The following is a 14,137-nucleotide window of genomic DNA, read 5'->3' as shown; positions in this document are numbered from 1 at the left end:
CTGACGTGCCTTGACCGGACGCCGCGTTCCTTCGCTCAGGCGCCCACAAACTCGTTGGTGAAATACCCCTCGAAATCCGGCTTTTTCTTCAACGCCTTGCCATTGCCATCGAGCAGTATTCCCGACGAGAACAAATATCCGCCCATCGCCTCGACCTTGGCCTTGTCGATGGTGCCGATAGCGCCGGCGGCACTCTTCAGGAAATGACCGTCGTTCAGCGCCTTCAGCGAGGCGTGAATCAAAGCCGGATTGGTGAGCGTATCCTTGTTCGCGGCAATCAAGAGGTCGCCGGCCTCCTGCGGCTGGTCGACGGCGAACTCGTAGCCGAGCCGTGTCGCCTGGACGAAGGCGGCGGCCGGCTTTGGATTAGCCGACAGGAACGCATTGCTGGAAGCGATGAAGGTGGTGTGCTCGTCCGGCACGCCGTGGTCAGCGTAGCGGAAGCTGCGCTGCTTCAGGCCCTTGAGCCCAGCCTCCACGCCTTCCCAGGTCGAGACTTCCAGCGTGAAATCCACGGCGCTGCTCGCCAGCGCGTCATAAGCCGAGGTGCCGAGCGTCACCGTCTTGAAATCGCCCTTGCCGCCGTCATGGCGGATGATGGTCGAGATCAGCGCGTTCTCCCAGGCGCTGCCGAAACCGCCATAGGTCAGGCCGTCGAGATCCTTCGGGCTTTTGATCGCGGCGCGGTCGGCGTTGAAGACGACGCGGCCGGTCTCCGACTGGACGACGGCATAGACCGCCTTGAGATCCGCGCCCGCGCTCTTCTGCGTGAACAGGCCGAGCGCGCCGGAAATTCCGAAATCGGCGACGCGGTTGGCGACCAGCGTGCCCGAGCCGGTATCGCCATAGGGCAGGATTTCGACATCGAGCCCGGCATCGCGGTAGAAACCCTTGTCGCGAGCGACGAACAGGCCGATGTGGTTGGTGTTGACAGTCCAGTCGAGCGCGACGGTGATTTTTTGCGCTTCCGCCCTGGCGCGTGCGGCCCCGGCGAGCGGAGCCAGCGGCAGGCCGGCGGCCAAAGCCAGGAGCAGCGCCTGGCGGCGGTTGAGTTCAGTCATTTTTCTCTCCATCAAACAATCGGGCCATCAAACGATCGGGAATTCGGTTCGGCCTGCCCCAAGCAGCGTGTCGAGGATGCTGGCCTCGATTGCCGCCGCCTCGCGGGCGAGCGCTGCACTTTCGGTGCGCGGGCGCGGTAGCGGCACGGCCACTTCGGCAACGACACGCGCGGGCCGCGCCGACAGCACATAGATGCGGTCGGACAGAAGCACCGCCTCGCGCACGTCATGGGTGATGAGCAGCGCCGTCCAGCGGTGGCTCGCCCACATCTTCTCCAGCCAGCGCTGCATGGCCGTGCGGGTGAGCGCGTCGAGCGCGCCGAAAGGCTCGTCGAGCAGAAGCATGTCGCGCCGCTGCACCACGGTGCGCAGCAAGGCGGCGCGCTGGCGCATGCCGCCGGACAGTTCGGCCGGCCAGGCGCGCTCGAAGCCGGCAAGGCCGAACTCGGCGAACAGGGGCGCGACCCGCTCGCGCGCTGCCCGGCGCCTCACGCCCTGCACTTCCAGTCCAAGCGCGGCGTTGTCGATGACGCGCCGCCACGGCATCAGCGCGTCGCGCTGCGGCATGAAAGCGAAATGTCGGCCGTGATCGTCGAGCGGCGCGCCGTCGAAACGCATCTCGCCCTCGCCCGCAATCGCACCGGTCAGCAACTGGAGGAGCGTCGACTTGCCGGCGCCGGATGGCCCGAGGATAGAGACGAACTCGCCATCGTCCACGGTCATCGAGATGCCGGAGAGCACCTCGAGCGTGCCGAAGTTCTTGCGCACGTCGCGGAGTTCCAGCCGGGTCATGGCCGTTCCTCCTCTGTCGGCTCCGGCTTTGCATCGCGCCCAGCCCTTTCCCACGGCATGGCAAGGCGCTGAACGAGCACCGCCAGACCGAACAAGGCAAGCGTCAGCGCCGAACTGACGGCGACCGCGGCGAGCACCAGGTCGGGCCGGAAATTGTTCTTGGCGCTCAGCATGTAGATGCCCAGCCCCTTCGCCGCGCCGGCATATTCGGCGAAGATCGCGCCGACCACGGCATAGGTGATGGAAATGCGCAGGCCGGCAAAGAAATAGGGCAGCGCCGAAGGCAGGCGAGCCAGCCAGAAAATGCGCCATCGCCCCGCCCCCATGGCGGCGAGCATCTGGGCAATCTCTTTGCTGGTCGACACATAACCTTCGACCAGCGCCACCATCATCGGGAAGAAGGTGACCAGCGCGACGAGCAGAATCTTTGGCAGCAGCCCGAAGCCGAACCACAGCACCACCAGCGGCGCGATCGCCACCAGCGGCAAGGTCTGGCTGGCGATCAGGATCGGGAACAGCGCGCGGCGCAGCCTCGGCAGGAAATCGACCAGCGCCGAAAGCACGAAGGCGGCGACGACCGAGCAGGCAAAGCCGGCCAGCGTGGCGCGGATGGTGGGCAGCGTGTTGTCGGCCAGCGCTGCGCGATTTTCCCAGGCCTGCGCCAGCACGCGCGACGGCGCCGGCAGCACGGGCGCGACGCCGCCGAAGCGGGCGCAGAGTTCCCAGGCGGCAAGCAGCAGGGCGAAAGCGAGGGCCGCGGGGGCGGCCTTGGCGAGAGCTCGCGTGAAGGCTGATCTCCCCCCTTGTGGGGGAGATGGCCGGCAGGCCAGAGGGGGGCGCGAAGGATCGCCAACCTTCGAAACTTGTGCTGAAGGTGCTGAGCGTAACCACCTGATGGGTCGGCGGGACAGCGCCCCCCTCTGCCTTGCCAGGCATCTCCCCCACAAGGGGGGAGATAGGCCGTCACCGCCGCCTTCGCCAATCACCAAGGGCTTCGCTGCCCCCTGTGGGAGGCGGATGGGGGTAGGGACGCTTTCCCCAGGCGGATCAAACGAACCAACCACGACAATATCCTCGACGGCGCCAGCCGCCGCTCAACCCGCGGTCGGGCTGTTGGCCGAAATGGTGATGTCGAGGGTCACGTGGCCGGCGCCCGGACCGAAGCGGCAGAAGGCTTCGTTGAGCGTGGCGAAGATCGCGCCGGCATCGCCGCGCAGTTTGGTGCAGAAATGCTTTGAGCGTTCGAAGACGCCCGACTGCTTCAGGAAGTCGATGCAGCCATGGATCTCGTCCATGTGGTCGCCGGCGCCCATCACATAGAGCGAGAATTGGGCGGCCGCCGGCTGGTCGGTCGAAAGTGTCGACTGCACGGCGCGGATCGCGGCCAGCTTGCGCTCGTCGAGCGGGATTGTCGGGCCGCCGACCTCGTCGGAGCGGCAGATCGGGTCGTCCGGCTCGCCGGGGCAGCCGCGCGAGACGGCGGCCGACAGCACGCAATGCTTGCCGCTCCTCGCGGCCGCCACGAACAGGTCGCGCATGGCCGGGAACAGCACTTCGGGCGGCCCGACCAGCAGCGTCGCGATGTCGTCGGTCTCGATCCGCAGCCTGTCCCGGTAGGGATCGAGCGCGCCGAGCGCGCCCAGGATGACGCCGACGAAATCGTCGGCCATGGGATATAGGGAAATCTGTGCGCCTGAAAACATTGCCCGCCTCGCTCCGCTGGTATTACCCAGATCAGCTTCTAGGGTCTGTGGGCTTGCCGCCCCCGTCTCAGCCCCGACCGTACGGAGCACCCCTGTGGATGAGCGCGTTAAAGCACCATTCGATCGATTGGGGAAGCGGTTTTTTTCAGCGCGCTACGCCAAAAGCGTTGCGCCGGAGCAGTGGCAGCTGGCTGCGCCGGCGAGAAATTTTCCGGGAACCTTCACCTGGTCGAGAGATTGTCCCGCCAGTCGCTACGCGACGAGTTCAATGGAGACCAGCCATGTTCATGAAAATCCTCGCAGCTTCGGCGCTCACTGTCGCTCTTGCCAGTTCCGCGATGGCGCAAAGCAATAGCGCGAGCGGCAACGATGGCTCTGGCGGCAGCGGCAAGTCGGTCACTGTAGAACCGAGTACGCCAGCTTCGCCTGATGCGCTCGATCCGGCAATGACCAACAGCACGACCATCGCGCCGGGCGGATTCGACTCCAATGCGGACCAGAATTGCCCGACCAACCCGCAAGGTGCGCAGTCCGATGCCAATGGCAACGCCACGGCGCCGACCTTGAACGACAAGAACTGCGGCAAGTAAATCATTGCCAAAAACGGAGAAAGCCGCCGGGCGGACGCCTGGCGGCTTTCTCCGTTCGATATCGCTCCCAACGCTCCCGAAAGGGATTCGCACCGCATCAGGGATTTCGCCAGGTATCGGCCGAAGCGTCCTTCTGGACGCAACAAGGTTCGATGCTTTGTGCCGAAACGTTAGGACGCTGCCTTTTCGCGAACCGGCAGCCTCCAGCCGGGCCTGACGAAATGGCAGGTATAGCCGTTGGGATACTTCTCCAGATAGTCCTGATGCTCGGGTTCGGCCTCCCAGAAGGCACCGGCCGGCGCGACTTCGGTGACGACCTTGCCGGGCCACAGACCAGAAGCATTGACGTCGGCGATGGTGTCTTCAGCGACGCGCTTCTGCTCGTCGCTGGTATAGTAGATCGCCGAACGGTAGCTCATCCCGACATCGTTGCCCTGCCGGTTGCGCGTCGTCGGATCGTGGATCTGGAAGAAGAATTCCAGCAGCGTGCGGTAGCTGATCCTGGCCGGATCGAAATTGATCTCGATCGCCTCGGCGTGGGTACCATGATTGCGATAGGTGGCGTTCGGCACATCGCCGCCGCTGTAGCCAACCCGGGTGGAAAGGACACCCGGAAAGCGCCGGATCAGATCCTGCATGCCCCAGAAGCAGCCGCCGGCAAGTACCGCTCGTTCGCTCGAAGTCGCCATGTTTCGTCTCCCAAAAAGCAATTCCAGCTGTTTGACGGTTTCCCGTCAGGAATTGCGCAAAGAAAATTGAGTTGCCCCATAAATGGGCATTGCCGCCCGTTTCGTCCAGTCGCCTGGGAATGGGCGGCGGCCTCGGCCAGTGGGAACCGGACGACAGGCTTCAGCCGCGCGGATACCGCGTGCCGGGCGGAATGACAGCAAAGTTGATGGCTATTGGCGGCGCCCCGCGCGACCAGTTGAAAAGAACGGTCTTGACCGGGATGTTGTCCAGCCATGCCCGCAGCGGCAACGGTACGCCGCGACCCGACCAGACCATCAGCATGCCGTGGTCATGCAGCCGCTGGCTTGTGATCCAGGGCGCGAACTTCATATTCAGGTCAGTGAAGATCGAGGGCTTGTCATACGCGTTGAGGCCGGCCAGCATGGCCAGATTGGTATCGCCGCCGACAATGTCGAGCCGGCCAGGTGCCGCTGCGTGCCAGATCGCCTCCGCCTCGTCCGAGATCGGCTGCGCGGGCCAGCAGACAGCGTCCATGCGCCCCCTTATGTTGCAATCCGTCCAGCGAACGGCCGCATAGGCGCCTGACATGGTGACGATGCAGGTGAAGGCGCAGATCGCCAGCCTTCGCATCTGGACAGCGCCAAGCCGATGGCCAAGGAAAGCGAGCACCACGACGCCAATGAGATTGTACATCGGCGCCCCCCAGGATTCGCCGGTGCCGGTGAACAACGAGGCGACCATGATCAGCATCGCCGGCCCAAGCCCCATCCACACGAGATAGGCGAGCTTACCGCTCTCGACGGGCTCTTGCGGAGCTGGCGTGCGCCGCAGCAGCCCTGATATGGCCAGCACCAGGAGGAAACCGGAGAGCCCGGCCAGTTGGACACCGATATAGTAGAGGCGCGCACGGTGTTCGGTCACCCACGCGTCGCGGTCGGCGAAATAGGTCAGCGGCAAGAAATCGACGCGATAAAGCTCGACGGCCAGCGGCGCGGCCACGGCGAGAAAAACGGCAAGGCCAAGCCATGGCCAAGGCGTCGCCAATCGGCTGCGCGCGCGTGCGTCGGACAACAGCCAGAGTGCGCCGAAGGCAAGCAGCAGGCCGGTGGAGAACTTGGCATAGAGCCCGACGCCCGACACCAGTCCGAGCGCCAGCCACCAGCCCGGCCCGCCGCCGCGGCCGGCGCGCCAGAGCAGCCAGCAGATGGCCGCCCAGAACGGCATCTGCGCGTAGTCATGATTGAATTGCGGGGTTGGCCAGCCGAAGAAATAGACCGACGGCATCAGCAAGACTGCAGCCAGCGCACGGTTTCGCCCCAGCATGTCGCGGGCCAGCAGATAGACCAGGACGAAAGTCGTGGAGATCGTCAGCTGGGCAAGCAGATATTGCGGCCAGCGGAACGATCCGGTCAGAAGGTGGCTGGTCTCGAGCAGCCAGGCGGGCAGTTGCGGATGCTTATAGGTCAAAAGCACCCATTCGCGGCCCCACATGAAGCCTTCCACGACGTCGCCAGGCGGCGCGGGATCGACCAGCGATGGCACCACCGTCCAGCACAGGATCTGCGCCAGGCACAAAAGCGTCAGCAAATACCAGGGATGACGAAGCAGGCCACGCCAGACCGATGACGGGTCCAGGCCTGTGCCGGGCAGTCCTGCCGGCACCCAACGATCCATGGAGTCATCAATTCCCACCATGCGGCGCTTAAACCACATCGCCCAGTTTGCCGAACAGCCCTAACATCAAAGCTTACAAAAAAGTATAGCTGCGTGCCATTGCGACACCAAGATTGAGCAGGAATTTCGGCGTAACACCGCCTCCCCGAGCAAACAGCCCGCGCACCCGATCCCCTCTGAACCTCCCGGACACTCGATGCGTCACCAGCATGCCATCATCCACCACCGCGCGCTCGACTTCTGGCTGGCGCGTGCCGCGGTGCTTGTCATCATCTGCCTGCAGCTTCTGGTCATCAACGATCTTTCCTTCGGCCCGCGCTGGCTGGCGCCGGCCCTGGAAGCTGCCCTGCTGGTGCCCCTGTCGGTGGCCACTGCCTGGACGCAGGTCGCCACCCAGAAGGCGGTCGAGGAGGAGCACTGGTATCTGGTCGGCCGGTTTCGCGTCATGATCCGCAGGACGGCCCTGGTGATGACCGGCGTCGTCAGCGTCATGAATTGCGGTTCGCTGGTGTTCCTGGTGCGCGCGCTGCTGGCGGGCCATGCCGGCTCCAGCGGCCAGACGCTGTTGGTCGATGCGCTCAACATCTGGGTCACAAATGTCATCGTCTTTGCCTTGTGGTTCTGGAGCACCGACCGCGGCGGGCCGCCGACCTGCGGCCTCGTCGCACGCGCGCATTCCGATTTCCTGTTCCCGCAAATGGCCCTGAGCGACCGCGAGATCCGCGACTGGCTGCCGGGCTTCGTCGACTATTTCTTCCTGGCCTTCACTAATGCGACGGCGTTTTCGCCGACCGACACCTTGCCGCTCTCGCAACGCGCCAAGCTGCTGATGATGGCGGAGGCGACGATCTCGCTGCTGACGATCGCGCTGGTCGCGGCCCGCGCCGTCAATATTCTCGCCTGATGCATCTCGCCCAAAGCTGGCCACGGCTTTGGGCGTTCAAACGCGACGCGATCTAGGCGCAGAACACAAAATAGCCCGCCCGCGAGCCGGAGCGGGCTATTTTGGTTGTCTTGATAGTTGGAAGTGGGAATGGCACGCTGATGGTTGGCAACCATCCACTGCCTCAATCGGTGCCCAGATCAAGTTCGAAGACCACCTGGTCGCGCAGCGGAATGCCATCTATGAGCAAGCCTTCGGGATAGCCGGTGGCCGGCCCAAAGGCGTCCTTGACTATACTGGCCATCCGAAAGCCCAGGCGCTGATAAAATCGCAGATTGCCGATATCGGCGGTTGCCGTTGACACAATCAGGTGCCTGCCACCGCGCTCGCGGCAGTAGGTGATTGTCGCCGCGACAAGGGCCCGGCCCAGCCCTTCGCCCTGCCGCGCCTGGGTGATCGCAATGCTCTTGAGCTCGAAGGTGGCGGCATCGCCTGTATCGATGATCAGCGCATGGCCGACGATCTCGTCGCCCGCGCGAGCGACCACCACCTCGCCCTCTTCGATATAGCTTGCGACTTGCGTGGGTGAATCGTCGGCAAGGGCAAACAGCGGCAGCAACGCGTCGCGATTCCCGTCATATCGTTCGATGTGCATTCGCGGGCCTGTTCTGGATCAATGCCACTGCCAGTTCGGCAGCGTTGCGCGGGGATATAGCAGCGGCCGATCAGGAGCCACAAACGCAAAAAGGCCCGCCCCGGCGAACCGAGGCGGGCTTCAATCGACCGGGCCGTCAGACACGGTTATCGACGCTGGCAGAACCGGGGCTATTCCTCCGGGGCTGGCCTGAATTTCCGCACGATCACCTCGAACAAAATATCAGATATCCACATGGCGCAGACGCCGATAAGAAAAGCCGCCGCCAGCGTGGTCGTGTCATCATTGGCCAGCGGCAGGCCCGTGGCGCGGGAATACTGGACCACGGGCAGCGTGAGATAGGCGGCGGCGAGCGCGCCGCAAATGGGGGACGCCACCATCTCGCGCAGCTTGTACCGATGCCGTGACAGCGCGCGCAGCACGCCGCCGGCAAGACCGGCGGCGACGACCGGTCCCTTGATGCCGAGCAGGTCGAAGAAATCATGCATCATTTCATCGCCCTCGCGATGAGGAAGCCGAAGGCCATCCGGCGCCGAAAAAAGGCCAGCCCGCCGAGCAGCATGGCTGTATCCAGGGGAAGTGCCACGACCGTCATGGCTTCCACCCGCACAGTTTCTCGCCCTTGCGGTTGTGCGCCAGCAGCGCCCTGACCTCGGCGTCCGACAGCGCATCGACCGTGGATGCCGACAGGCGCAGCGGGCTGGATACCGCGCAGAACCCCACCTTGACGGTTGTGCAGCCGGCCATCACGGCCAGGACCGGCACCAGCATCAATCCCTTGCCCATGATTTGAGCTCCTTTCGCGCGGTGGCGGCCGGCAGCGCGCCGATATCGTTCTGGACCTGGTCGGCGATCTCGCGTGCCGCAGCCTCGGCTGCTGCCTGCCGGGCGCGCTCGCTGCGTTCGCCGGCCAGCCGCTGGCGAACACCCCAGCCGAATGCCGCGAGGATGGCGGCACCGATGCCCAGAATGGTTGGATTGCCGAGCAGAAAAGCCAGGAGCGCGCTCATTGGTTCGGTGCGTCCTTGACCAGATAGCCGACGGCAAAGACCGCGATCGGCAGAAGCGTGGCCCAGGTCTCGGCATCATACCAGGATGGCCAGATGTTGCGCACGAAGACGCCGGAAACCGAAACGGCCGCGGCGGCGATGGTCGCGGCCGTCAGCTTGTTGGTCGGACGGGTGGTCGGTTGGGTGACTGCTGCCATGATCAGAAAATCCCTTGCAGGGCGACGGCAATGTGGTGCCAGGCGGCATAGGCGAGCAGCAGGAAGCCGGCGATAGCTCCGCCTGCCTTGACGGCAACCGGAATCCCGGGGCGGTGCGGCGGCGCCGATGCCGGTCCGACCGCGGGCGGGTCACCGGAGGGCACTTCAACTCGAGGCGGCTGCCGGACCGGTCCAGGCGCGGGCGCGGGCTCTGCGGGCTGCGCCAGTGCGGGCACTGTCGCGGGAGCCGACATCAGCAGGGCCTGGGCCCGCACCGACCTGACGCGATCGGACCAGCCGCGCCCGAATGTAGCCCATGTCGGCAATCGCTGGAGAAACGCCAGCCGCGCATCGCAGAGTTGGTGGATGACGACGCCGGCCGGCCTTGCCCTGGCCGCGCCAACCGTGGCCGGACCGATGCGCCCGTCCTGGGAGACGCCTGTGGTCGCCTGCAGGTATTTGGTCGCCCTGCCCGGCCCGCTGTTCACGGCGAAATCGAAGACGGCATAGTCTATGCCGTCGGGCAGTTCCGCGCCGAGCACCGCGTCCCAGTAGAACCGCCGATACACCGTGGCGACCTGGGCATCGCTGATCTTCTTCAGATCAGCCTTGGTGGCGTCGGCCTTCACATAGCGCCGAAAATTCGCCAGCGTCACCCCCTTCATGGTGGCGCCACCCGGATCGGCCGGATTGTCCGACCAGCCACCCTCGGATTTCAAGACGAGCGCAAGCGCCCGCGCGAAATTGCGGTCCATGGGGATTCCTTCTATTCTCGGGGAATGGGGAATTTCAAAGTTTGAGCAGGTGCGCGACCGCGTGGCCGTGAAGCGCACCGAAGTTCAGGCAGAGACATTTGACGAAGCGGCAGCAACGCTCGGGCCGGTCAAGGTTGGGCTTGGCCGGGAGCCACCGTCAGGGGAATGGATCCGGGTGACGCAGTTCGTCAGCGGGCGGACGAAGTGGTTTCGGTCTGGCGGTTGACCTGAGCTTGCGCCGACTGCGGCGGAACGCTAATGGACTGCGGCATGAACGTAGAAGTTGCCGGGAAGCAGACCCAGACCACTGCGCGTATCGAGTTGCCGGGCCTCCTGGCGATGCGTTGTTATGCAGCTCTGGCGATCGTGCTCGTGCATTTGATAGCTTTGCCGAAGCTGCCATTGCCTGCCTATCTGAACTTCATTCCCATGAACTTCGGCTATGGCGTGCCGTTGTTTTACATTGTCAGCGCGTTCGGCCTGTTTGTCGGCTACGCCGGCGGCCTCGGGTCCCGTCTTGAATTGCGGGATTACTACGTGCGCCGCTTTCGCCGAATCGCCCCGCTTTTCTACTTCGTGATGCTGTTCTATATCCCGTTTTGCTGGCTTATGTGGGGGACGACAATCCCACTGTCTCAGTTCATCAGCTCCGGGCTTTTCATCTTCAATCTCATACCGCAGCACGTCACCGGCTTCGTCGCGGCTTCATGGTCGATCGGGGTGGAAATGGCGTTCTATGCCGTTCTGCCGGTCCTGGTTTTCGCCGTCACCGGCGTGACGCGCGCACTGCTTTTCTTCGCGGTCGCGGTGTTCGTCTCGATCAATTGGACGCTCGCTTTTCATGGCGCTCCGGAACTGACGCAATTTGCTCAGTCGTCGATCGTGGCCCACATGTTCAATTTTGCTGCCGGAATTGTCGGATACTACGTCTGGCTTATTCTGCGCCGGCGCTCGCCGGTGACAGGCGCGCTTCTCCTTGGCGCCGGTCTTCTGGCTATAATTTGTTTGATCTGCTTCCCGGCTTTGTTCGGCGCGCTCGGGCCGGGCGTGAGGACTGTTTGGGCGGCGGCTTTGGCTGCCGCGGTTGTTGGTGTTTCCGTGCATCCGGTGAGATGGTTCGTGAACCCTGCCGCGAAGCTCCTCGGCAATGCCAGCTTCAGCCTTTACCTGTGGCATCCGGTCATCATCACGATCTTCGATCGATGGGGTGTCTATCGCGCGATCTATACCGTTCGCAGCGAAGGGCTGGTGCCCTTCCTTGTCTCGTTGCTGGCGACGCTGGCCGTGTTGGTTCCGCTTGCTCTTGCGAGCTATCGATATATCGAGCGGCCAGGCATGCGTTGGGGCGCAGCCGAGCGCGCCCGCCCCGTTCCTACAGGCTCGCCCGCCAAAGCACACTGACCGTCGCGGCGACGTCGGCGTTTGTCGCCGGGTTCTTCAGCCGGACCTGAATATTGGTCGAACTCACCGACTGGACGTCGACCGATTGCGCCAGATCACCAAGCAGGTTGACCGAAACGCTATGCGGAGTCCCTGAGAGCCCGTGCGCGATGTTGGCGTTGCCGCTGGCATCTGTGGTCACGCTTTGAGTGCCATAGCCTTCGAACTGTCGGGAACCGTAGAACCGAGCCGAGCCGTCCGCGTCAGTGACCGTCCCGGTGACCGATCCGCCAATGAAGCTGTTGCCGACTGCGCCTGCCAGGTTGTTGATATCCCTGGTGACGGCGCCACTCATGGCGATGATGTCGAAGGTGTTCGAGGACCCTCCGGACCTGACGTTGAGATTGGTGCCGGCGCCCTTCAGATTGCAGCGGACGTATGAATGATCTGCCCACATGTCGATGCCGAAAAGCTGGCTCGCTTTGTTCGCAAGGGGATTGTAGTCGACGTGAACAACCGCATCCCACGTCGTGCCTTGCAGCGTGCATGCAACGGAAGCGTCCGGCGGATTGTAAACTTCCAGATAAAGCCGGTTGTCCTTTATGATGTGCGTCCCATCGGCCGTAGTGCCGAATGGCTGGGTGCCAGCATCCCGGCTGATTACTGAAAAATCACACTGATGAATGGTGCCAACAACACTCAAGGAGGCAGCGTATTTGCTGCCCTTGTCGATCACTCTGGCCTTGACGTTGTAGACGTCCAGCGTGCCCGTTGACCTGGTGTTAATACCCAGACCAGCGCCCTTGCAGGCCGCTGTCACCGCGTCAATCGAAATATTGTACATCGCGCGGTTGCTCGCGCCTGAATTGAATAGGGCGACGCCAACGCCGGAGACCGAGCCAATGTTTCCCACCACTGCTAAGCCGGTGACGGTGATGTCGTGCGAATCTGCGGTGTCGGACTGAATTACAAAAACGTCATCGCCGCCACAGTTCAGTCGCAGGTCCGAAAGTGTTCCGAACGAGCTATCCGCTATATGCAGAGCGTCGGTTGCGCTGCGGATGGCAGGGTTATAAACCTCAAGGTTCTGGATGCTGAAAGTGGTCACCAACTGGAGCCGCACGGACCATACGACCGATTGTACGCTGTGGATGTTGTTTATGCTAACTCCGGAGCAGTTGTAGAACCACAGGTTCATACCCAAGGCCTGGGTGACGATCGCAGCCTGGTTCCCGTCCAGCCCAAAGTCGGCAACCGAGATATTCGATGAAGCTGCCGCAAAACTCGTGGTCACGAGAACGCCGGTATTGGCATCCTTGGTCTTCAGCTTCGACACGTACATGCCATGGCCGGAGAGCTTCACGTTGCTTTTCAGCAGGATGCCGTAGGTATTGCCGCTGCTTGTCCCTCCGTTGCCGATAATCGACGTTCCAGGCGCCAGTTTGACTTCGCCGCCGCCGAGGAAGTTGGCCACGGAGATTGCCGCATTGATGGCCGTTTGGTCTTCAGTCACGCCATCGGCCACCTGACCGAACCACTTCGCCTGCAGCGGACCCGTGAAGCCGCGAACCCAGGCGCCAGCCGTAGCAAGGACAGCCGTCGCCTTGACGTAGATGCCTTCCTGGGTGTCGGCGGCGATGCGCGCGGAATAGTCACCGGAGAAAAAAGCCCATAGGCTGCCGTCGAATAGCGCCCATGTGTCTTTTGTCGTATCGAGCGCCTTCATGGCGGCGCGCGTTGTGACGTAGGGGACTACATCGAGCAGGTCCCGAACATCAGCGAAGCGCTTGGCGTCATATACCGTGTTGCCGGCATTGCGCACCAAAAGAGTGTTAGCTGCAGGCGACGGAAGATTGATGCTGGACGCCGAGGCCGCCGCCGCGCTGGCCGACCCGGCCGCCGCCGTCGCCGAGTTCCCGGCGTTGGTGGCGGATGTCGAAGCCGCCGTGGCGGAACCGGCCGCTGCCGTGGCGCTATTGCCGGCACTGGTCGCGCTGGTGGACGCGGCCGATGCGCTTCCGGCCGCCGCCGTTGCGGAGTTGCCGGCGTTGGTCGCCGACGTTGCGGCATTGGTCGCGCTCGCAGAGGCGGCGCTCGCCGATCCTGCCGCCGCTGTGGCGCTGGCCCCGGCAGATGTGGCGGCAGTCTGCGCGTCGGTCACAGCGGTATCGGAGAAGTAGAAGACAATCGAGATAGGCGTGTCGCCGATCACCGGGTCCAGCGTGTTGAAAACGAAGGTCTTCCCAGCGTTGGCCGTTCCTTCCTGGACGTGAACGGTGGTGCCCTTCTGCACGGTGCGCGCTGACCGCGCATCAGCAGCGCGGAACCACTGCCCCTCCGACACCGTGCGGATACCGTTTTCTGACCCATCGGCCTGGTCCTTGACCAAGATGCGATCTCCGACGGCGGTTTGCACGCCATCGATCACCAGTAGGCCGCCGGCGTCGACGTCGATGTTGGCCGTGGTCGCCAGGCGCACGGGTTCGCGTTCGCCGGTCAACAGGCGAACGGCGGCAGTTGCAGGTCGGGCCATAAGGCAATCTCCATGAAAAAAGCCTCGCGAAAGCGAGGCTTGGAAAGTTCTGGGTAAGGCGGCGCGCGCCGGCAATTTGTTAAAATGGAACGAGCGCGTTCATGGCCGAATTGTTGAATTTTCGTTGGACGCTTGGATGGTTTCGACTACAACCATATCGAGGTAGTTTGATCGACCCACAACCATAGGGGCGTCGTTGAGGTCGCTCATTCTC

16 protein-coding genes and 1 riboswitch are annotated in these 14,137 nt (G+C 63.5%); of the genes, 3 read left to right on the top strand and 13 right to left on the bottom strand.

Features of this window, described 5'->3' with window-relative positions:
- Nucleotides 1-35: 35 nt before the first annotated feature.
- From FJ958_RS09165 to FJ958_RS09150, 4 genes are all read right to left on the bottom strand, one after another.
- Complete coding sequence (locus FJ958_RS09165; protein ID WP_140741703.1) at nt 36-1,061, bottom strand: ABC transporter substrate-binding protein; 1,026 nt, start codon at nt 1,059-1,061, stop codon at nt 36-38.
- 27 nt (nt 1,062-1,088) lie between these two features.
- Complete coding sequence (locus FJ958_RS09160; RefSeq protein ID WP_140741701.1) at nt 1,089-1,853, bottom strand: ABC transporter ATP-binding protein; 765 nt, start codon at nt 1,851-1,853, stop codon at nt 1,089-1,091.
- On the bottom strand, nt 1,850-2,593 hold the full coding sequence (locus FJ958_RS09155) for an ABC transporter permease (protein ID WP_246676974.1): 744 nt from the start codon (nt 2,591-2,593) through the stop codon (nt 1,850-1,852). The genes FJ958_RS09160 and FJ958_RS09155 overlap by 4 nt, the downstream gene beginning before the upstream one ends.
- 354 nt (nt 2,594-2,947) lie before the next feature.
- Complete coding sequence (locus FJ958_RS09150; protein WP_140741699.1) at nt 2,948-3,556, bottom strand: YkoF family thiamine/hydroxymethylpyrimidine-binding protein; 609 nt, start codon at nt 3,554-3,556, stop codon at nt 2,948-2,950.
- Nucleotides 3,547-3,660, bottom strand: a riboswitch (TPP riboswitch). Its footprint overlaps the gene before it by 10 nt.
- A 177-nt stretch (nt 3,661-3,837) precedes the next feature.
- Here FJ958_RS09150 and FJ958_RS09145 point away from each other — a divergent pair.
- A complete protein-coding gene (locus FJ958_RS09145) occupies nt 3,838-4,146 on the top strand; it encodes a hypothetical protein (RefSeq protein ID WP_140741697.1) in 309 nt (102 codons plus the stop codon).
- Between the two features lie 170 nt (nt 4,147-4,316).
- Here FJ958_RS09145 and msrA read toward each other — a convergent pair whose 3' ends face one another.
- Both msrA and FJ958_RS09135 read right to left on the bottom strand, forming a co-directional pair.
- Nucleotides 4,317-4,835, bottom strand: coding sequence for a peptide-methionine (S)-S-oxide reductase MsrA (gene msrA / locus FJ958_RS09140; RefSeq protein WP_140741695.1), 519 nt, complete (start codon nt 4,833-4,835; stop codon nt 4,317-4,319).
- A gap of 160 nt (nt 4,836-4,995) precedes the next feature.
- Nucleotides 4,996-6,510, bottom strand: coding sequence for a glycosyltransferase family 39 protein (locus tag FJ958_RS09135; RefSeq protein ID WP_140741693.1), 1,515 nt, complete (start codon nt 6,508-6,510; stop codon nt 4,996-4,998).
- 196 nt (nt 6,511-6,706) lie between these two features.
- On the opposite strand from FJ958_RS09135, the gene FJ958_RS09130 reads away from it, so the two are divergent.
- Nucleotides 6,707-7,414, top strand: a complete 708-nt coding sequence (locus tag FJ958_RS09130; RefSeq protein ID WP_140741691.1) for a hypothetical protein — start codon at nt 6,707-6,709, stop codon at nt 7,412-7,414.
- A gap of 163 nt (nt 7,415-7,577) precedes the next feature.
- Here FJ958_RS09130 and FJ958_RS09125 read toward each other — a convergent pair whose 3' ends face one another.
- The 6 genes from FJ958_RS09125 to FJ958_RS09100 all read right to left on the bottom strand — a co-directional run bounded on the left by FJ958_RS09125 (nt 7,578) and on the right by FJ958_RS09100 (nt 10,010).
- Nucleotides 7,578-8,048 carry a GNAT family N-acetyltransferase gene (locus FJ958_RS09125; protein WP_140741689.1) on the bottom strand — a complete coding sequence of 157 codons (471 nt, stop codon included), beginning with the start codon at nt 8,046-8,048 and terminating at the stop codon, nt 7,578-7,580.
- 170 nt (nt 8,049-8,218) lie between these two features.
- Nucleotides 8,219-8,536, bottom strand: a complete 318-nt coding sequence (locus FJ958_RS09120) for a hypothetical protein (protein WP_140741805.1) — start codon at nt 8,534-8,536, stop codon at nt 8,219-8,221.
- 103 nt (nt 8,537-8,639) lie between these two features.
- The gene (locus FJ958_RS09115; protein WP_140741687.1) at nt 8,640-8,834 is read right to left on the bottom strand and encodes a hypothetical protein; all 195 of its coding nucleotides are present in this window, start codon (nt 8,832-8,834) and stop codon (nt 8,640-8,642) included.
- Nucleotides 8,819-9,058 (bottom strand): ABC transporter permease, encoded by a 240-nt coding sequence (locus tag FJ958_RS09110; protein WP_140741685.1) that lies wholly within the window; start codon nt 9,056-9,058, stop codon nt 8,819-8,821. Before FJ958_RS09110 ends, FJ958_RS09115 begins: the two co-directional genes overlap by 16 nt.
- Complete coding sequence (locus FJ958_RS09105; RefSeq protein ID WP_140741683.1) at nt 9,055-9,255, bottom strand: hypothetical protein; 201 nt, start codon at nt 9,253-9,255, stop codon at nt 9,055-9,057. Before FJ958_RS09105 ends, FJ958_RS09110 begins: the two co-directional genes overlap by 4 nt.
- A gap of 2 nt (nt 9,256-9,257) precedes the next feature.
- Nucleotides 9,258-10,010 (bottom strand): glycosyl hydrolase 108 family protein, encoded by a 753-nt coding sequence (locus FJ958_RS09100; RefSeq protein WP_246679559.1) that lies wholly within the window; start codon nt 10,008-10,010, stop codon nt 9,258-9,260.
- Between the two features lie 270 nt (nt 10,011-10,280).
- On the opposite strand from FJ958_RS09100, the gene FJ958_RS09095 reads away from it, so the two are divergent.
- A complete protein-coding gene (locus FJ958_RS09095; RefSeq protein WP_181176339.1) occupies nt 10,281-11,411 on the top strand; it encodes an acyltransferase in 1,131 nt (376 codons plus the stop codon).
- On the opposite strand, the gene FJ958_RS09090 is transcribed toward FJ958_RS09095, so the two are convergent.
- Nucleotides 11,383-13,923 carry a hypothetical protein gene (locus FJ958_RS09090; protein WP_140741679.1) on the bottom strand — a complete coding sequence of 847 codons (2,541 nt, stop codon included), beginning with the start codon at nt 13,921-13,923 and terminating at the stop codon, nt 11,383-11,385. The two genes, FJ958_RS09095 and FJ958_RS09090, sit on opposite strands and share 29 nt — an antisense overlap.
- Nucleotides 13,924-14,137 lie beyond the last annotated feature (214 nt).

It is taken from the genome of Mesorhizobium sp. B2-3-5, assembly GCF_006442395.1.
GTDB lineage: Bacteria > Pseudomonadota > Alphaproteobacteria > Rhizobiales > Rhizobiaceae > Mesorhizobium.
The sequence above is the reverse complement of the archived record's forward strand: the minus strand, read 5'-3'. Positions and strand labels throughout refer to the sequence as shown.